Annotated in this window: 17 protein-coding genes and 2 pseudogenes; 9 read left to right on the forward strand and 10 right to left on the reverse strand. The window is 70.4% G+C overall.

Annotated elements, in window-relative coordinates; genetic code table 11:
• Positions 1 to 2 precede the first annotated feature (2 nt).
• From ACF0H8_RS09845 to purU, 4 genes are read left to right on the forward strand one after another with little or no spacing between them, the layout of a single operon-like run.
• Positions 3 to 2,936 (forward strand): FAD-dependent oxidoreductase, encoded by a 2,934-nt coding sequence (locus ACF0H8_RS09845; protein ID WP_395288753.1) that lies wholly within the window; start codon positions 3 to 5, stop codon positions 2,934 to 2,936.
• A 1-nt stretch (position 2,937) separates the two neighbouring features.
• A complete protein-coding gene (locus ACF0H8_RS09850; RefSeq protein WP_395288754.1) occupies positions 2,938 to 3,570 on the forward strand; it encodes a sarcosine oxidase subunit gamma in 633 nt (210 codons plus the stop codon).
• Positions 3,570 to 4,970 (forward strand): L-serine ammonia-lyase, encoded by a 1,401-nt coding sequence (locus tag ACF0H8_RS09855; protein WP_395288755.1) that lies wholly within the window; start codon positions 3,570 to 3,572, stop codon positions 4,968 to 4,970. Before ACF0H8_RS09850 ends, ACF0H8_RS09855 begins: the two co-directional genes overlap by 1 nt.
• 16 nt (positions 4,971 to 4,986) lie before the next feature.
• Positions 4,987 to 5,928, forward strand: coding sequence for a formyltetrahydrofolate deformylase (gene purU, locus ACF0H8_RS09860; protein ID WP_395288756.1), 942 nt, complete (start codon positions 4,987 to 4,989; stop codon positions 5,926 to 5,928).
• 484 nt (positions 5,929 to 6,412) lie between these two features.
• Here the strand turns inward: purU and ACF0H8_RS09865 are convergent, their stop codons facing one another.
• From ACF0H8_RS09865 to ACF0H8_RS09880, 4 genes are all read right to left on the reverse strand, one after another.
• Positions 6,413 to 6,697 carry a hypothetical protein gene (locus ACF0H8_RS09865; RefSeq protein ID WP_395288757.1) on the reverse strand — a complete coding sequence of 95 codons (285 nt, stop codon included), beginning with the start codon at positions 6,695 to 6,697 and terminating at the stop codon, positions 6,413 to 6,415.
• 269 nt (positions 6,698 to 6,966) lie between these two features.
• Complete coding sequence (locus tag ACF0H8_RS09870) at positions 6,967 to 8,193, reverse strand: amidohydrolase (protein ID WP_395288758.1); 1,227 nt, start codon at positions 8,191 to 8,193, stop codon at positions 6,967 to 6,969.
• Between the two features lie 54 nt (positions 8,194 to 8,247).
• Positions 8,248 to 8,994, reverse strand: coding sequence for a hypothetical protein (locus ACF0H8_RS09875; RefSeq protein ID WP_395288759.1), 747 nt, complete (start codon positions 8,992 to 8,994; stop codon positions 8,248 to 8,250).
• 28 nt (positions 8,995 to 9,022) lie between these two features.
• Positions 9,023 to 9,778, reverse strand: a complete 756-nt coding sequence (locus ACF0H8_RS09880) for a DUF5058 family protein (RefSeq protein WP_395288760.1) — start codon at positions 9,776 to 9,778, stop codon at positions 9,023 to 9,025.
• Positions 9,779 to 10,126: 348 nt separating this feature from the next.
• Here ACF0H8_RS09880 and ACF0H8_RS09885 point away from each other — a divergent pair, with 348 nt between their 5' ends.
• Together ACF0H8_RS09885 and ACF0H8_RS09890 are read left to right on the forward strand one after the other, a co-directional pair.
• Complete coding sequence (locus ACF0H8_RS09885) at positions 10,127 to 11,245, forward strand: Lrp/AsnC family transcriptional regulator (protein ID WP_395288761.1); 1,119 nt, start codon at positions 10,127 to 10,129, stop codon at positions 11,243 to 11,245.
• A gap of 62 nt (positions 11,246 to 11,307) precedes the next feature.
• Positions 11,308 to 12,214: pseudogene (locus ACF0H8_RS09890) on the forward strand (aldehyde dehydrogenase family protein); the annotation flags it as partial.
• 22 nt (positions 12,215 to 12,236) lie between these two features.
• Here ACF0H8_RS09890 and ACF0H8_RS09895 read toward each other — a convergent pair.
• From ACF0H8_RS09895 to ACF0H8_RS09920, 6 genes are read right to left on the reverse strand one after another with little or no spacing between them, the layout of a single operon-like run.
• The gene (locus ACF0H8_RS09895) at positions 12,237 to 13,058 is read right to left on the reverse strand and encodes an aldolase/citrate lyase family protein (protein WP_395288762.1); all 822 of its coding nucleotides are present in this window, start codon (positions 13,056 to 13,058) and stop codon (positions 12,237 to 12,239) included.
• Entirely contained in the window at positions 13,043 to 13,828 is a 786-nt protein-coding gene (locus ACF0H8_RS09900) for a fumarylacetoacetate hydrolase family protein (RefSeq protein ID WP_395288763.1), read from the reverse strand. Before ACF0H8_RS09900 ends, ACF0H8_RS09895 begins: the two co-directional genes overlap by 16 nt.
• Before the next feature lie 57 nt (positions 13,829 to 13,885).
• A complete protein-coding gene (gene hpaD / locus ACF0H8_RS09905) occupies positions 13,886 to 15,046 on the reverse strand; it encodes a 3,4-dihydroxyphenylacetate 2,3-dioxygenase (protein ID WP_395288764.1) in 1,161 nt (386 codons plus the stop codon).
• A 34-nt stretch (positions 15,047 to 15,080) separates the two neighbouring features.
• Positions 15,081 to 16,652 (reverse strand): 5-carboxymethyl-2-hydroxymuconate semialdehyde dehydrogenase, encoded by a 1,572-nt coding sequence (gene hpaE / locus ACF0H8_RS09910; RefSeq protein ID WP_395288765.1) that lies wholly within the window; start codon positions 16,650 to 16,652, stop codon positions 15,081 to 15,083.
• A 12-nt stretch (positions 16,653 to 16,664) separates the two neighbouring features.
• On the reverse strand, positions 16,665 to 17,381 hold the full coding sequence (locus ACF0H8_RS09915; RefSeq protein WP_395288766.1) for a GntR family transcriptional regulator: 717 nt from the start codon (positions 17,379 to 17,381) through the stop codon (positions 16,665 to 16,667).
• Complete coding sequence (locus tag ACF0H8_RS09920; protein WP_395288767.1) at positions 17,363 to 18,865, reverse strand: fumarylacetoacetate hydrolase family protein; 1,503 nt, start codon at positions 18,863 to 18,865, stop codon at positions 17,363 to 17,365. Before ACF0H8_RS09920 ends, ACF0H8_RS09915 begins: the two co-directional genes overlap by 19 nt.
• Positions 18,866 to 18,963: 98 nt before the next feature.
• On the opposite strand from ACF0H8_RS09920, the gene ACF0H8_RS09925 reads away from it, so the two are divergent.
• From ACF0H8_RS09925 to ACF0H8_RS09935, 3 genes and pseudogenes are all read left to right on the forward strand, one after another.
• Positions 18,964 to 20,361 (forward strand): MFS transporter, encoded by a 1,398-nt coding sequence (locus ACF0H8_RS09925; protein ID WP_395288768.1) that lies wholly within the window; start codon positions 18,964 to 18,966, stop codon positions 20,359 to 20,361.
• A 144-nt stretch (positions 20,362 to 20,505) separates the two neighbouring features.
• A pseudogene (locus ACF0H8_RS09930) lies at positions 20,506 to 21,345 on the forward strand (MFS transporter); the annotation flags it as partial.
• A 35-nt stretch (positions 21,346 to 21,380) separates the two neighbouring features.
• On the forward strand, positions 21,381 to 21,704 hold the full coding sequence (locus tag ACF0H8_RS09935) for an MFS transporter (RefSeq protein ID WP_395288769.1): 324 nt from the start codon (positions 21,381 to 21,383) through the stop codon (positions 21,702 to 21,704).
• The last annotated feature ends 19 nt before the right edge of the window (positions 21,705 to 21,723 follow it).

Here is a 21,723-nt window from a genome sequence, read left to right on the forward strand (position 1 = left end):
GCATGGGGACCGATCAGACCCGGCGACTGGGTGCCGGCGGCGCCATCGACCGCTCCCGCCCGGTCGAGTTCGTCGTCGACGGCACGCCGTGTACCGGCTACGCCGGGGACACCGTCGCCTCCGCACTGCTTGCCGCGGGACGGGTGCGCGTCGGCGACTCGATCTACCTGTCCCGGCCCCGCGGCGTGCTCACCGCGGGCGTCGAGGAGCCCAACGCCCTCGTGCGGGTTAGCGGGGCGCACGACGAGTCGATGCTGCCGGCGACCACCGTCGAGATCGTCCCGGGCATGGACGTCACCCTGCTCACCGGCATCGGGGTGCTCGACCAGCGACCGGACCCCGCCGAGTACGACACGATGAACGTGCACACAGACGTCGCCGTCGTCGGGGCCGGTCCCGCCGGCCTGGCGGCAGCGCGCGCGGCCGCCGCGACCGGCGCGCGGGTCGTGCTGTTCGAGCAGGACTTCCTGCTCGGGGGCAGCCTGCTGGCCGACCCGGGACAGATCGTCGAGGGGGAGCCCGCCGCCAACTGGGTGGAGGAGGTGCGCGCCGAGCTCGAGGCGGCCCCGGACGTGACCGTGCTCACCCGCACCACGGTGTTCGGCAGCTATGACAGCAACTACCTGATGGCCCTCGAGAAGCGTGGTGAGCAGTTCGGCGGCACCCCGCGTCCAGGCTTCTCGCGGCAGCGGGTCTGGCGCGTCAGCTCCCGGCGGGTGGTGCTGGCCACCGGCGCCATCGAGCGGCCGATCGTGTTCGCCGACAACGACGTCCCCGGCGTCATGCTGGCCTCCGCCGTTCAGGCCTACCTCGGGCGGTATGCCGTGCTGCCCGGTCGAGAAGCGGTCGTGTTCACCACGAACGACTCCGCGTATGACACCGCGCACGCGCTGCGCGCGGCCGGCGCCGACGTGACCGTGGTCGACGCGCGTGAGGAGTCCGAGCCCTCCGCCGCCCGCGACCGGGCAGCCGAGGCCGGGCTGCCGATCCGTTCGGGTTCGGCCGTCATCGGGATCGACGGCACCACCGCCGTGCGGGCGGCCTGGGTGGTCCCCATCGACGCCGCCGGCAGGCCCACCGGTGAGCCGGACCGGATCGCGGCCGACCTGGTCGCTGTCTCCGGCGGCTGGAGCCCCGCCGTGCACCTGCACAGCCAGCGGCACGGCGCGCTGACCTGGGACGATGAGCTGGCCGGGTTCATGCCAGAGACACCGGTACGGGATCAGAACCTGGCCGGGGCGGTGACGGGGACCTACTGGACCGAGGGGTGTGTGGCCGAGGGGCGCCGGGCCGGCCGGTCGGCCGCCGCCGCGGCCGGCTTCCCGGGCACCGGTGAGGGCAGCGACACGGCAGGGGAGACCGACCCGGCCGCACGGCGACGGGCCCGGGCCGGTTCGACCCGGCAGCTGTGGATCGTCCGCGAGGGGAGCTACGACACCCACATCGTGGACCCGCAGCGGGACCAGACCGTCGCAGACGTGCTGCGCGCGACCGGCGCAGGCATGCGCTCGGTCGAGCACATCAAGCGCTACACCTCGATCGGCACCGGGGTGGATCAGGGCAAGATCGCAGATGTCACCACGATCGGCCTGCTCACCAGGACGCTCGGCCACGAGGCGTCCGACGGCGGGCGACTGACTCCCGGGGAGATCGGCACCACCACCTTCCGGGCCCCATTCACCCCGGTCGCTTTCGCTGCCCTTGCGGGACGGCACCGCGGCGAGCTGTTCGACGCGGCACGGACCACCCCGGCGCACCCATGGCATGTCGCCCACGGCGCGGTGTTCGAGGACGTCGGGCAGTGGAAGCGGCCCTGGTACTACCCGCGCGACGGAGAGGACATGGACGCCGCAGTCGCCCGGGAGTGCCGCGCCGCGCGCCAGGGAGTGGCATTTATGGACGCCACCACCCTGGGCAAGATCGAGATCCGCGGTGCCGACGCGGGAGAGTTCCTCAACCGGGTCTACACCAATGCGTTCAAGAAGCTGCCTGTCGGCAAGGGCCGTTACGGGGTGATGTGCACCCCGGACGGCATGGTCTTCGACGACGGCGTCACGCTGCGGCTGGCCGAGGACCGCTACTTCATGACGACCACGACGGGCGGGGCGGCCAAGGTGCTGGACTGGCTCGAGGAGTGGGCCCAGACCGAGTGGCCCCAGCTCGACGTCGTCTTCACCTCGGTGACCGAGCAGTGGGCGACCACCGCCGTCGTCGGCCCGCGGTCCCGGGAGGTGATCGCCCGGATCGCCCCCAACCTGGACATCTCCCGGGAGGGGTTCGGCTTCATGGAGTTCCGCGAGACCGTCCTGGCCTCCGGGATTCCCGCCCGGATCTGCCGTATCACCTTCTCCGGCGAGCTGGCCTTCGAGGTCAACGTCGCCACCTGGTACGGCCTCAAGGTCTGGGAGGACATCGCCGCGGCCGGCGCGGACCTGGGCATCACGCCGTACGGCACCGAGACCATGCATGTGCTGCGCGCGGAAAAGGCCTACCCCATCGTGGGGCAGGACACCGACGGCACGGTCACCCCCCAGGACCTCGGGATGGACTGGATCGTCTCGAAGACCAAGGACTTCATCGGCAAGCGGTCCTACTCCCGGCGCTCGCACACCGAGGGCAGCCGCAAGCAGCTGGTCAGCGTGCTCCCGGTGGACACGTCGCTGCGGCTGCCCGAGGGGGCCCAGCTGGTCGAGCCCGACGCGCTCGGCGGCTACACCGGTGAGGGGCTGCCCGCGCGGCCGGTGCCGATGCTCGGGCACGTGACCTCCAGCTACCACAGCCAGGCACTGGGGCGCAGCTTCGGCCTGGCCCTGATCAAGGACGGGAGGACCCGGATCGGCGACACCGTCCTGGCCTCCTTCAGCGGACGCTTCGCCGAGGTCCGGATCGACGAACCCGTGCTCTACGACAAGGAAGGAGCCAGGCGAGATGGCTGACATGGCGACGACAGTCGGAAGCGACCCGGCGACCCGGCGCGCGGAGGTACTGGCCCACCGGCGCAGCCCCGCCCACCACCTCCACACCGAGATGGAGCAGGGCTCCGCCGGCGCCGTACGGCTGCGCGAGGTCCCCTTCCTCACCCAGATCGCGCTGCGCGCCGTGCCCGGCACCCCCGCGGGCGAGGCACTCCAGGCCGCTCTCGGCACCTCCCTGCCGCGGCACGTGGGCGAGGTCAGCGAGGGCCCCGACGAGCTGCGCGTGCTGTGGCTGGCACCCGACGAGTTCCTCGCCGTCGCGCCCGACGAGGCCGAGACCGGGGTCCTCACCACGGAGTACGCCGAGGGGCTGGCGGCGGCCCTCGGCCGGTCCGGGCAGGTGGTCGACGTCTCGGCCAACCGGACCACCCTCGAGCTGTCCGGCGCCGCCGCCCAGTCAGTGCTGGACAAGAGCTGCCGGCTCGACCTGCACCCACGGGCGTTCCCGGTGGGCGCCGCCGTCGCCACCCAGCTCGCCGGCACCCCCGCGGTCCTGTGGCGCACCGCGGACCAGACCTGGCAGGTCATGGTGCGCTCGTCCTTCGCCACCCACGTCGTGCGCTGGCTCCTGGACGGGATGCGGGAGTACGCCTGATGGCCCTCAGCGCCCTGGACCTTTTCTCGATAGGGATTGGCCCGTCCTCCTCGCACACCGTCGGTCCCATGCGCGCCGCGCAGCTATTCGCCGCCGGGCTGGCCGCCGACAGGCTGCTGGACCGCACCTCCCGGGTGCGGGCCCGGCTGTTCGGCTCGCTCGGGGCGACCGGCCACGGGCACGGGTCCGACCGGGCGGTGCTGCTCGGGCTGGAGGGCGAGGTTCCCGAGACGGTCGACCCCGACCACGCGGTGGCCCGGGTAGCCGCGCTCCGTGAGGACCAGAGCCTGCGCCTGAACGGCACTCACCGGATCGCCTTCGATCCAGCCGAGGACCTGGTGCTGCACCGGCGCAAGGCGCTGCCGGCCCACCCCAACGGCATGACGTTCGAGGCGTTCGACGACGCAGGGGCCCTGCTGCGGGAACGCACCTACTACTCGGTGGGCGGCGGCTTCGTCGTCGACGAGGCGGCTGCCGGCGCGGACCGAATCGTGGCGGACTCGACCCCGTTGAGGTATCCGTTCAGCACCGGTGCCGAGCTGCTGCACCGGTGCCGGGAGGCGGGCACCTCTATCGCCGGGGTCATGCTGGCGAACGAGCTGAGCTGGCGGTCCGAGCAGGAGCTGCGGACAGCCCTGCTGCATATCTGGGACGTCATGCAACAGTGCGTCGAGAACGGTTGCACCCGGACCGAACGGACGCTCCCGGGCGGGCTGAAGGTGCAGCGCCGGGCGCCGCGGCTGCGAGAGCGACTGCGCGCCCAGGAGGCCGAGGCCACCAAGGACGGCAGAGCGATGACCGACCCGCTGTGGGCGATGGAGTGGGTGAACTTGTACGCCCTGGCGGTCAACGAGGAGAACGCCTCCGGCGGCCGGATCGTCACTGCCCCCACCAACGGGGCGGCCGGGATCATTCCCGCGGTGCTGCACTACTACACCCGGTTCGTCGACGGGGCGGACGAGGACGGGGTGGTCGAGTTCCTGCTGACCGCCGCGGCGATCGGCATCCTGTTCAAGATCAACGCCTCGATCTCCGGGGCGGAGGTCGGCTGCCAGGGCGAGGTGGGCTCAGCCTGCTCCATGGCCGCCGCCGGCCTGTGCGCCGTGCTCGGCGGCACGCCGGAACAGGTCGAGAACGCCGCGGAGATCGGCATCGAGCACAACCTCGGACTGACCTGCGACCCGGTCGGCGGCCTGGTGCAGATCCCGTGCATCGAGCGCAACGCCATCGCATCGGTCAAGGCCATCAACGCCGCCCGGCTGGCCCGGCAGGGGGACGGGTCCCACAAGGTCAGCCTGGACCAGGCGATCAAGACCATGCGTCAGACCGGCGCCGACATGAAGATCAAGTACAAGGAGACCTCCCGTGGCGGTCTGGCGGTCAACGTCATCGAGTGCTGACCCGGAAGGATCGACCATGACGCGAGAAGCGACCACCCCCGGTCCGGGGCCGACGTCCATCCCCGCCACCGCCCCCGGCCCGGGCCGGGGCGTGCCGGTCGGGTCGGCGTACGTGCTGACCCTGGACTGCCCCGAGCGACCAGGCTTGGTGCACGCGGTGACCGGCTTTCTGACGCAGCACCACGGGGACATCCTGGAACTGAAGCAGTTCGACGACTTCCGGGCCGGCCACTTCTTCCTCCGGGTGCACTTCGTCATCGGCGAGCCGCACCCCGACCCGGGCGCGGGCGCGTTGCGGACCGCCTTCGCCGAGTTGGGATCGCAGCTGGGCGCCCGGTTCGAGATTCGGGAGGCGGGCGCCCGGCGGCGCGTCCTGGTCATGGTGTCCCGGTTCGCGCACGCCCTCAACGACCTGCTCTTCCGGACCCGCACCGGTGACCTACCGGCCGAGATCGTCGCCGTGGTGTCCAACCACCCCGACCACCGCGACCTGGTGGAGTGGCACGGCATACCGTTCTTCCACCTTCCCGTGACGGCCGGGACAAAGCCCGAGGCCGAGGCCCGGTTGCTGGAGCTGGTCGACCGGTTGGACGTGGAGCTGGTCGTGCTCGCCCGCTACATGCAGATCCTCAGCGACGAGCTGGCCACCCGGCTCACCGGGCGTGCGATCAACATTCACCACTCTTTCCTGCCCAGCTTCAAGGGCGCTCAGCCCTACCACCAGGCCTACGAGCGCGGGGTCAAGACGGTCGGCGCCACCGCCCACTACGTCTCCAGCGACCTCGACGAGGGGCCGATCATCTCCCAGCAGGTGCAGGAGGTCGACCACGCCCTCGGCCCGGAGGAGCTGGTCGCCGCCGGCCGGGACACCGAGTGCAAGGCACTGTCGAACGCCGTCCGCTGGCACTGCGAGAGCCGGGTCTTCCTGCACGGCAACCGGACCGTCGTGCTGCGCTGAGGCCGCCCGGCGCCCGCGGGAGTGGAGAGGCGGTTCGCCGGTAGCCGGATCTACCAAATGCCCGGTGGTGTGTCGGGGAAAGCTCGCTAGTGCACCCGCTGCGCAACCGACGGCACCGTGGTGGTCATCGAATCCGAGCACGACCAAGCCGTCATCTTCGGGGTGACGGCCACAGCAGCTTTCCGGTGCCCAGGGTCCTGCCGTGATCGAGGAGGACTTCTGTGTGCGCGGCAGGACCTCCTTTGGGCGCAAGGAGAGACGGTTCCGGAGGTCGCTCGGAGATGGCGCATGTAGCCAGAAATGTAGCCAGGAGGCACCGGTCGCCCCGGTTCGGAGGGGTTCACCAGGGTCGGGGAAGGGTTGTGACCTGCAAAGAAGTATCGGGGCGGACGGGGCGCGGACAGGGGTGCCTTGATCTGGGGGTCAAGGGGTCGTGGGTTCAAATCCGAGGTTCAAGAACCGCGGAATTGTGCCGATTTCGGTGTCATGAGGGCCATCGGTGGGCGGCGCCTGTCAGTGCCGGCGGGGTGTCGCAGGGATCCGGCACCGTGCACCCCGTCGCCTCGCCGGTCCACGGCTGCGGCGCCGCGGGCAGGACGCCGGCCAGCGGGTTGACCGGCGGGGCCGCCGGGCCCACGACGTCCGCGCCCGGCGCCGCCTGCCAGACCGCGAGGCCGCCGAGCCCCAGCAGCAGCATCGCGCGGGACCGCAGCGCGGCCGCGCGCCGGCGCACCTGCCGGCTCGCGTGCGTCTCCCGCGCGACCACCACGGCACCACCTCAGAACACCGGGGGGCGGCGGGGGAGTGCCAGGCGCGGTGGGCTAGCCCCTCGTCCACCGCGCACACCGCTCAGCAGCTCGATTGTTCGCGCGCGACCAGGGGCAGTGGGGCACCGCCCGCCAAGAGGGCCGGGGCTGTCGCCCAGAGTGGAGGAGTGACTGGCCCAGCCACCAGCTTCCGGGGAGCTTTGGTTGGGAACGGGCTCGTTGGGCAAGAGCCGGCCGGGCGGTACTCCTCTGGGGTGTATTGCCCGGCTGGTCAGCGGCCCACGCGGGAAAGGATCGCGGTGAGGGCCGCTTGCACCCCGGTGGACATGGTCGGTTCGATCGCTGGGGCGAAGAACGGGGAGTGGTTTACGGGCACCGGCCCCTCACCGTCAAGGGTGGCCTGGTCGTGGCCGCCGAACATCCAGAACACCGACGGCACCCCGATCGCCGTCGCGAGGGCTCCGAAGTCTTCCGATCCCATCAGCGGCTTGACCTCCACCACGTTCTGTTCTCCCAGCCCCCTCTGGAAATGCTCGATCAGAGCAGCGGTGGCGTCGGGATCGTTGTAGTTGCGCGGGAAGGTAGAGAGGACCTCGATGGTCGGTTCCGGGGCTCCGGAGGCGGTGGCTTCAGCGGTGATGATTCGCCGCAGCGCTGCGAGCACGTGGTCGCGGACGGCGGGGTCCAGAGTACGCACGTTGAGGGTGAATTCGGCCGATGCGGGAATGATGTTTTCCTTGAGTCCGCCGCGGAAGGTGCCGACGGTGACCACTGCGGCCCGGTGCGGGTCGATCTCCCGGGAGACGATGGTCTGGATCCGGGTGATGATGTGCGCCCCGAGCACGATGGGGTCGGTGGCGTCTTGGGGCTGTGAGGCGTGTGCCCCCCTGCCGTGGAGGGTTACCCTCCACGAGTCGGCAAGTGCCGTGGCATCCCCCGCCGAGTAGCTGATCGTGCCGGCCCGCGACGGCATCACGTGCTGACCGAAGATCACCTCCGGGACCGGCGCCTTGGTCCACAGCGCGTCCTCCAGCATGGCTATCGCCCCCGCGGCGGTCTCCTCCCCCGGCTGGAAGATCAGCACCACGGTCCCTGCCCAGGCGTCCCGCGCCTCGGTCAGCAACTGAGCGGTGGTCAGCAGCACCGCCATGTGCATGTCGTGACCGCAACCGTGCATGACTGGCACCTTGGTGCCGTCCTCCAGGCGTCCGGTGGCGGTGCTGGCGTAGTCGACCCCGGTGTCCTCGGCCAGCGGCAGTCCATCGGTGTCGGCACGAAAGCCGACCGTAGGTCCGTTCCCGTTGCGCAGCACGCCCACCACCCCGGTGCCGCCGCACCGGAAGTGCTCGACGCCGAGCTCACCGAGCTTGTCCTCGAGCAGCTGCGCGGTGTTGTGCTCCTGCATCGATAGTTCCGGGTGAGCGTGCAGGTGACGGTAGAACTGGTGCATCTGCTCGCGCAGTTCCGCGGTGAGCTGCGGGGTGGTGACGGTGGTCATGTGCTGCTCCTACAGAGGGCTGGTCGTGAATGCTGTGCCGGGTCGGCATGGGGTTCAGCTGCGCTCGGGCTGCTCCTCGCGCGCGGAAGATGGCTCGGAAGGGGCGGCCGAAGCGGGCTTCTCGCGCAGGAGCCAGGCCAGCATGGCGGTTGTGATCACTGCGATAGCGGTGCCGAAGAAGGCCAGTGCCGGCATCGCCGGCACCAGCACGAACACCACCGCTGTGGCGACGACCCCGGCGATGATCGTTACCCGCGGCTGGCGCATCGAGACGATCGCCTGCACGAGCACCGCGCCGAGCACCGAGGGCAAGATGTAGGTCTGGAGCACGGCGACGATCTCGGCCGGGACGACGCTGACCAGCCAGGACCCGAAGAGGCCGACAAAGATCAGCAGCGAAACCAGGTGCACTACCGCCGCTCCACCGATGGCCATGACCGCCGCCAGTTCCCCGCGCCGTGTACCCGGCTTGGCGCCGATGGCGGACTGGGCGATCAGTGCCGAAGGCAACAGCTTGTTGGAGATGTTGCCGATCATGAACGCCTGATACATCGAGGCTTGGCCCAGGATGGGGTAGTAGGTCAGCGGTTCCACGAACCACAGCACCCCGAAGGTGCCAGCGATTGCCAGCACAGCGGTCCAGATCCGGCTGTGGTCCACCTCCAGGCCGCTGAAGAAGACCAGATAGGCCGGCCCCGCCAGGGAGAACAGCAACGCGGCGATCATGGTCAGCCGACCCCACCGAGCCGTGGTGGCATCGAAGCGCCGCAGGGCAGCAGCAGAAGAATTCATAGAAGTCATGACAGATGTCCTCCTTTGGTCTCGGGGATCAGGCTGCGGTGAAGACGCCGGCGCCGACGACGAAGTAGGTGACCACCAAGGCAGTCAGGATGGCGACACCCAGCGACCACTCGGTGATCCACCGACGCTTCAGCACCTTGGCGACCCCAAGGCACACCGCCATCGCAGCCGCGGAGGCTAGAAAGGCCACCACATGGTTGCCCGACTTCGGCAACTCACCGAAGCCCAGAGCGAAGAACGCCCCGAGCAGAGCCGCCCCCGGAACGACGGTCATCACCGCGGGATTGACCTTGCGCATGCCGGCGTCGCCGCGCTTGAGCAGTGGGGTGAAGACCAGAGTGGCGAGCATCCACCCTGCCCCACCGAGGCTCATGGCCATGAACGCCACCGCGAACACGCTCTGGGTATAGGCGGGGCCGCCCAAATCAGCCCCCATTGTGCCGGCGGCAATGCTGGCGGCCCCGGTCTCGAATCCCACGCTCCCGATCAGCCCGATCCGCACCAAGACAGCGGGAGTACCGAACACGGTCGACAAAGCCACGGCTACCAGCGCCACGGCGAGGGACGGGCCGATCGCCGCAACCGCCCCGGCACGGAAGGACGTCTTCAACTCTGCCGGACTTATCCCGATAGCCGGGCCCTCCGCGCGGGCGGCTCGGACGTAGATGAGGGTCTGGACAGTGATGACGGCGAAGACACCGAGGGCGCAGATCCAGAGCACGGGCAGGTTAGCCACGGACAGGATGTCGGTGGAGGCGCCGTCGACAACGGTGCGCACAGTCATGAGGGCTCCCTAGAGAGGATCGGGCGAACGCAGGGCTCAGAGTGCGAGACGTGGTTCCTTGCGGGTCGATATTCGCGATCCGGACCATGCAGCCGAGCAGGAGTTCCTCCTGCGGGGCACATCAGGCAGTCCCTGGTTGGTGGTGCGGGCAGTGACGAGGCCCCCGCATACCTATGGATCACGAGCGGTCGGGTCGAGATGCGGTCGACCAGCTGGGGAAGGGGCAGTGAATGCGAGATGTCCTTTCGGTAGGTTGCTTCTTGCCCTGAGGGTGGTGTGATGTTGAACACTGCCCTGCAGTATTCGCGAATTGATGCACCGGGGCGCCCTCGGACCGAAGGATCGAGCATGGAACTTCCTCTCGCTGATCTCGAACTCGTCCATGCCTTGCAAATCGCGCCGCGGGCTAGTTGGTCCCAGCTGGCCGCCGCGCTCGGCCGGCACCCCACGACGCTGGCCGCCCGGTGGGACCGACTTCGGACCGATGGCCGCGCATGGGTCACCGGCCATCTCGGCATTTCGGGTACGCAGGGCTGTTCCACGTTCATCGGCGTCGAGTGCAGACCGGGTCGCCGGTCAGAGGTGCTGGAGCGGCTGTGCGCGGCAGCGGAAATCAACACCGTGGAGGAAGCTGCGCGAGCATGGGACATCCGCCTTACCGTCCTGACACGAAGCTGGCAACAGATGGCTCGGGCTGTGCTGCCGCTGGTACGGGCGGATCCGGCGATCCTGCGTGCCCAGGTCAACGTGGTCACCCGCTTGTACGCAACCGCCAGCAACTGGCGCCTTGACGTCCTCACACCTGAGCAGCAGCGCCGCGTAGCCACCCTGCGACTTGAGACGCTCCGTAAGCGCGGCGCCACTCCATCTCGCTTCGGGGAGATGACCGCCGTGCTTCAGCGCGATGGACGGGCCACCGCAGCGGAGATCGCCAGGACGACGCGAACTCACCCAACAACGGCGGCCCGACAGCTGCGGCAAGCACTTGAGACGGGGCTGATCACCCTCCGGTGTGAACTAGCTCAAGAACATTCCGGCTATCCCGTGTCGTGCCAGTGGTACGTCCGTGTACCACCGGCCCAGCTCGAGGCGGCGGTGCGCTACCTCCGCTCTTATCGAACCCTGCGCCTGTGCGCCTCCACCACGGGAGACACCAACCTCACGTTCCAGCTCTGGCTCCGCACCCCCGGCGACATCTTCGACGTCGAGGCAGGGCTGCAAACCGCTGCACCGGGCGCCCAGGTGGTCGAGTCGGACGTCGGGGTCCGAACCTACAAGCGCATGGGCTGGATGCTCCGCGAAGACTCAACCGCAACCGGCGAGGTAGTGGTTCAACCCCAAGGAGCCGGCCCGCAAGGAACCGCGTCTGGTCAAGCTGCACCCGAACGCAATGACGGCGCACACCAGTACGGATGGCCCGGATCACCACACTCCTATGCGGCGACGGCGGCCAGGACCGGACCTTGAAGCACGGAGCGACAGTGCTCTCAGCGGAGCGCTGGCTCAACAGATTCGAAGTCTCTTTGGGGCGCAGCGCGTACCTCAACCGGGCCGCCGACGCCGTCGAGGCCTCCGCCGACGCACTTGCCGAGCTGCTCTCCCGCGAGCAGGGCAAGCCGCTCAACGGCCCGAACGCCCGCTTCGAGGTCGGTGCCTGCGCCGCCTGGCTGCGGGCGACGGCGTCGTTCGGGCTAGAGCCTGAGGTCGTCGTCGACGACGAGGGCGGCCGTGCCGAGCTGCACTACCGGCCGCTTGGCGTCGTGGGTGCGATCGGCCCGTGGAACTGGCCGATGATGATCAGCACCTGGCAGCTCGCGCCCAGCCTGCGGATGGGCAACACCGTGGTGATGAAGCCGTCCGAGTACACCCCGTTGTCCGTGCTCGCCCTCGCGCACGTGTTGAACACCGCCCTGCCGGCCGGAGTGCTGCCCGTGGTTTCGGGTGGCCGCGAGGTCGGGCGAGGCCTTGGCCGCCCACCCGGCGATCGACGAGATCATGTTCACCGGTTCCACCGCCACCGGCAGAGCGATCATTCGCTCCTCTGCCGAGACCGTGAAGCGGCTCACCCTTGAGCTTGGTGGCAACGACGCGGGCATCGTCCTCCCCGACGCCGACCCGCGCGCCATCGCAGAGGACCTCTTCTCGGGCGCGTTCGTCAACACCGGCCAGACCTGCGCCGCCCTGAAGCGGCTGTACGTGCACGAGGACATCTACGACGACGTCTGCGACTCGTTGACGGAAGTCGTCCGGCGGACCCCGATGGGCGTCGGCCTGGATGAGAACAACGTGCTCGGCCCGCTGCAGAACAAGGCCCAGTTCGACATCGTCGCCAACCTCGTTCAGGCGGCGAAGGACGCGGGCGTACGCGTTCTCGTCGGGGGCGACCCGGCCACCGAGCAGGCCGGCTACTTCTGTCCGGCCACGCTGGTCGCCGAGCGCTCCGGAATCCTCGACGGCGTCAGTAGCTCGCGCGCGCGCCGTCGCGTGTCGTGGGCACGAACGCGGCCGCGAGGGCCTCGGAGCCGCGCGCGAGGAGCGCCACGTCGGCGCCCACGAGCACGAAGGAGGCGCCGGCCTCGATGTACGAGTTCGCGACAGCCGGGTCGAACGCGTTGACGCCGACCGGCTTGCCCGCCGTGCGCACGGCTGCGAAGGCGCGGCGGACGGCGGCGACGACGTCCGGGTGGCTCTGCTGCCCGAGCAGCCCCATCGATGCGGAGAGGTCGGACGGCCCCACGAAGACCCCGTCGACGCCGTCCACGGCGGCGATGGCGGCGGCGGCATCGACGCCTTCCGCGGTCTCGATCTGCACGAACAGCGAGACGTGCGCGTCGGCATCCGTGAGGTAGCCGTCGACGCGGTTCCACCGCGCGGAGCGGGCGAGCGCCGAGCCGACGCCGCGGCGCCCGCGCGGGGGGTACCGCACGGCCTCGACGGCGGCCCGCGCGTCGTCGGCGGAGGAGACCATGGGCACCAGCAGGTTCTGCGCGCCGAGGTCGAGGACCTGCTTGATGGTCACGACGTCGCCGATCGGCACCCGCACGACGGGGGTCACCGGATACGGGGCGACCGCGTGGAGCTGGCCGAGCACCGACTCGAGGCCGTTGGGGGAGTGCTCCATGTCGATGAGCACCCAGTCCAGGCCCGACCCCGCGCAGATCTCGGCGACCAGCGGGCTGCCCGAGCACACCCAGATTCCGGCGAGGGGGCGGGCTGCCGCGCCCCGTTCCTGCTGGGCCGCGAGTGCGTGGCGGAATGTCGGCGTCAGACGAAGCGGCATGAGATGGTCCCCAGGTCTCGGAAGTCGGCGAGCACGGTGTCGCCCGGGTGCACCCACATGGGTCGGGTGAACGAGCCCGCGAGCACGATCTCGCCGGCCTCGAGCCGGTCGCCGTGCTGGGCGAGCTTGTTCGCGAGCCACGCGACGCCCATCGCGGGGTGGTTGAGCACGGCGCCGGCGACGCCGGACTCCTCGATGGTCTCCTGGCGGTACAGCAGCGCCGAGACCCAGCGGAGGTCGACCTCGCCCGGGGCGACCGGGTTGCCGCCGTAGACCATCCCGCCCATCGCGGCGTTGTCGCTGATCGTGTCCACGATCGTGCGGCCGTCGAGCTCGATGCGGGAGGAGAGGATCTCCAGCGCCGGCACGACGTACTCGGTGGCCCGCAGCACGTCGAAGACCGTGGCATCTGGACCATCGATCGCCGCTGCCAGCACGAAAGCGAGCTCGACCTCGATGCGCACGTTCGAGAACCGCGCGTGCTCGATGACGGAGCCGTTCTCGAACACCATGTCGGCGAAGATCGCCCCGTAGTCGGGCTCGGTGATGCCGGTCGCCGCCTGCATCACCTTCGACGTCAGCCCGATCTTGCGGCCGACGGGCCGCCGGCCCGCCTCGATGCCGCGGCGGCGCCACTCGTTCTGCACGGCGTACGAGTCTTCGACCGTCATCCCCTGGTGTCGCGCGGTCAGCAGCGGCACCGTCGTGCGGTCGCGCTCGGCGACGGCGAGCTCGTCCGCGATCGCGGCAATGGTCTCAGGCGAGAGCATCCGTTCCTCCTGGTCTCCTGGTGTCGGATCCGCCGGCGGACAGCGGGAAGGGCGGAGTCACAGCTGGTGGCCGAGCTTGTACTCGCCCTGCTTCCAGCTCGGCAGCTCGTCGGCCTCGTCGTCCTTGCGGGTGTAGGAGAAGCCGTCGGCCCCGATGGTGACCGCCATCTCGCTCGAGTCGGTGCGCGCGACGACCGGCTTGGGGTTGCCGTCGAGGTCGAGGACGAGGGATGCCTCGGTGTACCACGACGGGACGACGGGGTTTCCCCACCAGTCGCGCCGCTGGTTGTCGTGCACGTCCCACGTGACGACCGGGTTGTCGGGGTCGCCGGTGTAGTAGTCCTGCGTGTAGATCTCCACCCGGTGGCCGTCGGGGTCGCGCAGGTAGAGGTAGAAGGCGTTCGAGACACCGTGGCGGCCGGGGCCGCGCTCGATGTGGTCCGACAGGCGCAGCGCGCCGAGCTTGTCGCAGATCGCGATGATGTTGTGCTTCTCGTGGGTCGCGAAGGCGACGTGGTGCATGCGCGGGCCGTCGCCGCCCGTCATCGCGGTGTCGTGCACGGTGGGCTTGCGGCGCATCCACGCGGCGTACGTGGTGCCCTCGGCGTCCTGGATGTCCTCGGTCACGCGGAAGCCGAGGTCCTCCATGTACGCCACGGCCCGTGGCACGTCGGGGGTGACCTGGTTAAAGTGGTCGATGCGCACGAGCGCGCCGGGCGTGTACAGATCGTAGCGCCACGCGAGGCGCTCGACGTGCTGGACGTCGTGGAAGAACTCGTACGGGAAGCCCAGCGGGTCCTCGACGCGGACCGAGTCGCCGATGCCCTTGGTGAAGCCCTCCGCGCGCCGCTCGACCCGGCATCCGAGCTCCTCGTAGAACGCGACCGCCTTGTCGAGGTCCTCCGGCGTGCGCACCCGGTACGAGAACGCGGCGACCGCCGCGACCGGGCCCTTGCGCAGCACGAGGTTGTGATGGATGAACTCCTCGAAGCTCCGGAGGTAGACGGTCTCCTCGTCCTCTTCGGTCACGACGAGGTCGAGCACGTCGACGTAGAAGTTGCGGGATGCCTGCAGGTCGGTGACGACGAGCTCCATGTAGGCGCAGCGCAGGATGTCCGGAGGCGGCGACGCCGGTGTGGGGATGGCGTTACGGGCGCGGATGGGGTCCTCGGCGGTGACGACCGGCTCGGGGGCGTGCGGGGTGATGGGTGTGGTCACGTCAGCGTCCTTGCCTCTCGTAGGTGATGGGTGCTCAGCGCGGGTCCGGGTCGTCCAGGTCCGTCGCGGCGTGATGGTCGACCTTGCCGAAGGTGGGGTTGTGCACCTTGCCGAGCGTGATGTGCACGGCCTGCTGGTCGGTGTAGAAGTCGATCGAGCGGTAGCCGCCCTCGTGGCCGAGGCCCGAGGCCTTGACCCCGCCGAACGGGGTGCGCAGGTCGCGGACGTTGTTGCTGTTGAGCCACACCATGCCGGCCTCGACCGCCTGGGCGAAGTTGTGCGCGCGCTTGAGGTCGTTCGTCCACACATAGGCGGCGAGGCCGTACTTCACGCCGTTGGCGAGGGCGAGGGCCTCCTCCTCGGTGTCGAACGGGGTGATCGCCACGACCGGCCCGAAGATCTCCTCCTGGAAGATGCGGGCGTCGGGGGCGACGTCGGCGAAGACGGTCGGGACGACGTAGTTGCCCGTCGGGAAGCCCTCGGGACGGCCACCGCCGGCGACGAGACGGCCCTCGGTCTTGCCGATCTCGATGTAGCTCATGACCTTCTCGTAGTGCTCGGGGTGCACGAGCGCGCCGACCTCGGTGTTCGGGTCGTGCGGGGGGCCGACGACGACGCGCTTGGCCTGGGCGGCGTAGCGCTCGACGAACTCGTCGTAGACCTCGCGCTGGACGAGGATGCGGCTGCCGGCCGTGCAGCGCTCGCCGTTGAGGGAGAACACCCCGAAGATCGTCGCGTCGATCGCGGCGTCGAGGTCCGCGTCGGCGAAGACGACGGCGGGGGACTTCCCGCCGAGCTCCATCGACAGGCCCTTGAGGTACGGCGCGGCGTTTCCGAAGATGATCTGCCCAGTGCGGCTCTCGCCGGTGAAGGAGATGAGCGGGACGTCCGGGTGCTTGACGAGCGCGTCGCCCGCGTGCTCGCCGAACCCGTTGACGAGGTTGAACACGCCCTTCGGCAGGCCGGCCTCCTCGAAGATGCCCGCCCACAGGGACGCCGACAGCGGGGTGAACTCGGCCGGCTTGAGGACGACCGTGTTGCCGGTCGCCAGCGCCGGGCCGAGCTTCCACGACTCGAGCATGAACGGCGTGTTCCACGGTGTGATGAGCCCGGCGACGCCGATGGGCTTGCGGTTGACGTAGTTGATCTGCCGGCCGGGCACCTTGTAGGTGTCGTCGGCCTGGGCGACGACGAGGTCGGCGAAGAACCGGAAATTTTCGGCGGCCCGGCGGGCCTGGCCGAGCGCCTGGGTGATCGGCAGGCCGGAATCGAAGCTCTCGAGCTCGGCGAGCCGGGCGTCGCGGGACTCGACGAGGTCGGCGACGCGGTGAAGGACGCGTGAGCGTTCGCGCGGCAGCATCTTTGGCCACGGGCCCTCCTCGAACGCGCGCCGGGCCGCGGCGACGGCGCGGTCGATGTCGGCCTTCTTGCCGGCTGCCGCGTGCAGGTACGTCTCGTTCGAGACCGGGTCGAGGACCTCGAACGTGGCGCCGTCGGCGGAGTCGACGAACTCGCCGTCGATGTAGTGCTGGATGCGGTCGGGCAGGTCGGCGGGGAGGTGACGGGGGACCGTCGCCGTCGCCGGGTCGATACTGGTCTCGCTCATGGTTGCCTCCGGTCAGGGTGCGGTGGTCACGCCGGACTGGGCCGGCGCGTCGTGGTCGGGGTGCTCGTGGCTGAGGTAGGCGGCGAGGGTGGCCGAGCGGTGCCCGCGGGCCGCGCGTTCGATGTCTGCGAGGGGGGCGCCGGCCTCGATGAGGTCGACGATGTGCGCGTGCTCGCGCACGGACTCCTGCGCACGGCCGGGCACGAAGCTGAACGTCGAGTCGCGCAGGCGGCCCAGGCGGACCCACTCCGCGTCGACGAGCTCGAGCATGCGCGGGTTCGGGCAGGGGGCGAAGAGGACCGAGTGGAACTTCTGGTTCAGCGAGGTGAACAGGCGCGGGTCGAAGTGGTCGAGGGACTCGATGAGGAGCCGGTTGATCTCCCGCGCCCGGCGCACGTCGTCCCCGGTCAGGTGCGGGGCCGCCAGCGCGGTGGCCGCACCCTCGAGGATCGCCAGTGTCTCCATGCTGTGCCGGTACTGGGAGTCGTCGATCATCGACACCCGCGCTCCGACGTTGCGCTCGAACGTCACGAGTCCCTCGGCTTCGAGCTGGCGGATCGCCTCGCGCACCGGCACGACGCTCATGTTCAGCTCGGCCGCGATCGACGTGAGAACGAGGCGGTAGCCCGGGGTGAACTCCTCGTTCGCGATCCGCTCCTTGAGCCAGTGGTAGGCCTGCTGCGACTTGCTCCGCGACGGGGCCGCCGCGGTCACCTGCTCGCGTGCCATGCCTCGTACCTCGCTCTCCACTCGGCGTTCATGGGAAACAGTCCGTCGACCGGGTGCCCGGCGGTGACCTGCTCGGCGATCCACGCATCCTCGTCCTCCTGGGCGAGGGTGGCGTCGACTACCTCCTCGACGAGCGCCGGGGGGATGACGACGACGCCGTCCCGGTCGCCGACGACGACGTCGCCGGGCTGGACGGTCGTGCCGCCGCACGCGACCGCGACGTCGACGTCCCACGGCACGTGCCTGCGGCCGAGGACGGCCGGGTGCGGGCCGCCCGAGTACACCGGGATGCCGACGACGGCGACGGCGTCGTGGTCGCGCACGCCGCCGTCGGTGACGATGCCGGCGGCCCCGGCGGCGTGGGCGCGCAGGGCGAGGATGTCGCCGAGCGTGCCCGACCCGGTCTCGCCGCGGGCCTCGATGACGATGACCTCGCCCTCGCCGACGGCGTCGAACGCGCGCTTCTGTGCGTTGTAGCCGCCGCCGTGGCTGGCGAACAGGTCCTCGCGGTTGGGCACGAACCGCAAGGTGCGGGCAGTGCCGACGAGCTTGGTGGCGGGGTGCATCGGCCGCACGCCGTCGATCGTGACGTTGTTGAGGCCACGCCTGCGCAGCTGCGCGCTGAGCCCGGCTACTGGGGCCTTCGCGAGCTTCTCGCGCAGCTCGGGCGTGAGGCGGAATGGCTCCGGTTCCGGCTCCAGGCCGGCGGCGGCGCGCGAGCCCCATGCCTCCGCGCGCTGGACGTCGTCGACGGCCGGCAGCGACCCGAGGTCGCCGTCGAACCCGTGCTCGCCCTGGGTAACGGTGGTGATGAGCCGGCCCGAGGTCGGCGCCCCGGGCGCCTCGGGCGCGTCGACCTCGACCTCGACGACGTCGCCGGGGACGACGACGGAAGAGCCGGCGGGGGTGCCGGTGAGGATGACGTCGCCCGGTTCGAGCGTGAAGTGCTGGGAGAGGTCGGCGACGAGCTGGGCGAGGGGGAAGATGAGCCCGGCGGTCGTGTCGTCCTGGCGAAGTTCGCCGTTGACCCAGGTGCGCAGCCGCAGCGCGGCCGGGTCGACGGTGCGGGCGTCGAGGAGGGCCGGGCCGATGGGGGTGAACCCGTCGCCGCCCTTGGAGCGGAGGTTCGAGCCCTTGTCGTTCGCGCGCAGGTCGTAGAGCCCGAAGTCGTTCGACGCCGTTACCCACGCGACGTGGTCCCACGCGCTCTCGAGCGTGGCGCGGCGGGCCGGCGTGCCGATGACGAGCGCGATCTCGCCCTCGAAGGCCAGCAGCTCGGTTCCGGCGGGACGTTCGATCGTGCCACCGGAGGGCGCGACCGAACTCGAGGGCTTGAAGAAGTACGACGGGTGGGCGGGACGGCGGCCGCGCTGGTCGGCGCGCGACGCGTAGCTGAGGTGGATCGCGACGATCTTGCCCGGACGGCCGGGGAGGGCCGAGAACCTGGGGTCCGTCCCGTCGCCGATCGTGATGTCTTCAGTCATGAGCTCCCTCGCCCTTGCGTTGTATCCGAAATCGTATATCATCGTTGCGCACCGGGCAAGCCGAACTCCCTCGGCGGCCTGGAAGACAGCGTCGTCGCATGACAGAGGAGTCCACAGTGAGCCCCATCAACGCCAGTTCGGGCCCCACGGCCCCCGGAGCCGTCGACACCGTCGACCGCCGGCGCGTCGTCTTCGCGACCGTCATCGGCACGACGGTGGAGTGGTACGACTTCTTCATCTACGCCTTCGCCGCCGGACTGGTCTTCGGCCAGGCCTTCTTCGCCGGCCTCGGCGCGAACAGCGTGCTGCTTTCGTTCGCGACCGTGGGCGTGAGCTTCCTCTTCCGCCCGCTCGGCGCGTTCCTCGCCGGCCACCTCGGCGACAAGTACGGCCGCAAGCTCGTCCTCATGGTCACGCTCATCCTGATGGGCCTGGCCACCACCCTGATCGGCGTGCTGCCGACCTACGCGACCATCGGCGTCGCCGCCCCGATCCTGCTCGTCCTTCTGCGCATCCTCCAGGGCATCTCGGCCGGCGGCGAGTGGGGCGGCGCGGTCCTCATGGCTGTCGAGCACGCACCGGGGAAGCGGCGCGGCCTCTTCGGTGCGGGCCCGCAGACCGGCGTCCCGCTGGGGCTGCTGCTCGCCTCCGGCGTCATGGCAGTCATGGCGATGATCGCCCCCGGCGACGAGTTCCTCACGTGGGGCTGGCGGATCCCGTTCCTGCTGAGCGTCGTCCTCATCCTCGTCGGCTACTACGTGCGCCGGAAGGTCGAGGAGAGCCCCGTGTTCGCCGAGCTGGCCGAGCGCAAGCAGGAGGCGCAGATGCCGATCCTGCGGCTCTTCCGCAAGCACACGGTCCTTGTCATCGTCGCCGCGCTGGTCTTCGCCGGCAACAACGCCGTCGGCTACATGACGACTGGTGGATACATCCAGAATTACGCGACCGACCCCGAGGGCCCGCTCGCTCTCGACCGCGGCCCGGTGCTGTGGGCCGTGACCGGCTCCGCCATCACGTGGCTGCTCTCGACGATCGTGGCCGGCTGGATCTCCGACCAGATCGGGCGGCGCTCGACGTACCTCCTCGGCTGGGTGCTGCTGCTCGTCGGCGTCTTCGCCCTGTTCCCCCTGGTGAACACCGGCAACGTCGTCCTGCTGTTCGCGGGACTCGCGTTCCTCACGCTCGGCCTCGGCCTGACCTACGGTCCGCAGGCGGCGCTCTACGCCGAGCTCTTCCCGGCATCGATCCGGTTCTCCGGCGTGTCGATCTCTTACGCGATCGGCGCGATCTTCGGCGGTGCCTTCGCCCCGACGATCGCGACCGCGCTCGTCAACGCGACGGGCGGGACCGCGGCCGTGACGTGGTACCTCGCCGGGATGGTCGTCATCAGCCTCCTCGCGACGCTCCTCCTGCGGGACCGCACCGGCATCCCGCTCGGCCCCGACCACGAGCTGGAGCAGCAGGTGAGCCCGATCCGCGGACTCACGAAGGTCTGAGCCCAACCGTCCAGCCACGCCTCGCAGTCCTGTCCCGGCGCGCGGGCCTCCGCGCGCCGGGGCGCGGTTGTGGAGGGGAGGTGCCTGCACGCACGGGGAAGCGGCGAGGGGCGGTCACCGGGTCGACGAGACAAGGGGAGCGGGATGGTGCGGGCGAAGCCTGGCGCGAGCACCTCGGCCGAGCGGCTGTGGACGCGGGAGTTCACGCTCACCACCGTCGCCAACGCCCTGGTCATGACGATCTTCTACCTGCTCATGACGACGATGGCCGTCTACGCCATCCAGCAGTTCGGCGCCTCGGCCACCGGCGCCGGCCTGGCCTCGAGCATGTTCATCGTCGGCGCGGTCGGCGCCCGGCTGGCGGGCGGCCAGCTCGTGGACGCCACCGGCCCGCGGCGCGCGCTGCTCGTGAGCCTCGTCGTCGCCGTGGTCATGACCATGGCCTACCTGCCGGCGGACAGCCTGGGCCTCGTGCTCGCCGTCCGGTTCCTCCACGGCGCGGCGCACGGCATCGCCCACACCGCCGTGACCACCTTGGCGCAGTCGGTCATCCCGCCGCTACGCCGCGGGGAGGGCACCGGGTACTTCACGATGGGCGTGCCCGCCGCCGCCGGCGTCGGCCCGCTGCTCGCCCTCTGGCTCATCGACCGCTGGGACTACGACGCCCTGTTCCTCACGTGCGCCGCCGTCTCCGCCGCGGCCTGGGCGGTGGCCGCCGTCGCGCGACCGGCCGAGCCGGTCGCCGGCCGCGGGACCGCCCGGCCACGGTGGCGCGAGGCGGTGCACCGCGACGTCCTGCCCCTCGCCACGTTTATGCTGCTCATCGGCGTGGCCAACGCCGCGATCCTCACCTACACCCACCCCTTCGTCGACGCCCTGGGCATGGCGGACGCCGCGGGGACGTTCTTCCTCGTCCAGGCCCTCACCGTCCTGGGCGCCCGGCTGGTCACCGGGCGGATCCAGGACCGCCACGGGGACAACGCCGTCATCTACCCCGCATCGTCTTCTACGCGGCCGGGATGGTGGTGCTCTCGCAGGTCGGCACGACGACGGCGGTGGTCGTGGCCGGCGCGCTCGTCGGCGCCGGGTTCGGCACCCTCATGCCCGCCGCGCAGGCAGCCGTCGTGCGCATCGCCGACGGCAGGCGCGTCGGCCTGGCGGTGTCGACGTACTACCTCTTCCTCGACCTCGGCACCGGGCTGGGACCGCTCGCGCTCGGGCTCGTCATCGGCGCCGGGGACCACCGGGTGATGTACCTGGCCGTGGCGGGCCTCGTCCTCGCCTCGGCGGGGCACTACCACGCTCTCCACGGCCGGCGCGCGCGTCTCGCCGTGCGGGGCTGACGGCCCACCCGCCGGACGA

Origin of the sequence: Georgenia sp. AZ-5, from assembly GCF_043952095.1 — a bacterium.
GTDB lineage: Bacteria > Actinomycetota > Actinomycetes > Actinomycetales > Actinomycetaceae > Georgenia.

Coding starts and splice junctions, on each gene's coding strand:
- ACF0H8_RS09875 (WP_395288759.1), bottom strand. CDS start 8,994: ATGACTTCTATGAATTCTTCTGCTGCTGCCCTGCGGCGCTTCGATGCC.
- hpaE (WP_395288765.1), bottom strand. CDS start 16,652: ATGAGCGAGACCAGTATCGACCCGGCGACGGCGACGGTCCCCCGTCAC.
- ACF0H8_RS09920 (WP_395288767.1), bottom strand. CDS start 18,865: ATGACTGAAGACATCACGATCGGCGACGGGACGGACCCCAGGTTCTCG.
- ACF0H8_RS09900 (WP_395288763.1), bottom strand. CDS start 13,828: ATGCTCTCGCCTGAGACCATTGCCGCGATCGCGGACGAGCTCGCCGTC.
- ACF0H8_RS09925 (WP_395288768.1), top strand. CDS start 18,964: ATGACAGAGGAGTCCACAGTGAGCCCCATCAACGCCAGTTCGGGCCCC.
- purU (WP_395288756.1), top strand. CDS start 4,987: ATGACGCGAGAAGCGACCACCCCCGGTCCGGGGCCGACGTCCATCCCC.
- ACF0H8_RS09935 (WP_395288769.1), top strand. CDS start 21,381: ATGGTGGTGCTCTCGCAGGTCGGCACGACGACGGCGGTGGTCGTGGCC.
- ACF0H8_RS09850 (WP_395288754.1), top strand. CDS start 2,938: ATGGCGACGACAGTCGGAAGCGACCCGGCGACCCGGCGCGCGGAGGTA.
- ACF0H8_RS09845 (WP_395288753.1), top strand. CDS start 3: ATGGGGACCGATCAGACCCGGCGACTGGGTGCCGGCGGCGCCATCGAC.
- ACF0H8_RS09915 (WP_395288766.1), bottom strand. CDS start 17,381: ATGGCACGCGAGCAGGTGACCGCGGCGGCCCCGTCGCGGAGCAAGTCG.
- ACF0H8_RS09885 (WP_395288761.1), top strand. CDS start 10,127: ATGGAACTTCCTCTCGCTGATCTCGAACTCGTCCATGCCTTGCAAATC.
- ACF0H8_RS09880 (WP_395288760.1), bottom strand. CDS start 9,778: ATGACTGTGCGCACCGTTGTCGACGGCGCCTCCACCGACATCCTGTCC.
- ACF0H8_RS09895 (WP_395288762.1), bottom strand. CDS start 13,058: ATGCCGCTTCGTCTGACGCCGACATTCCGCCACGCACTCGCGGCCCAG.
- ACF0H8_RS09870 (WP_395288758.1), bottom strand. CDS start 8,193: ATGACCACCGTCACCACCCCGCAGCTCACCGCGGAACTGCGCGAGCAG.
- ACF0H8_RS09855 (WP_395288755.1), top strand. CDS start 3,570: ATGGCCCTCAGCGCCCTGGACCTTTTCTCGATAGGGATTGGCCCGTCC.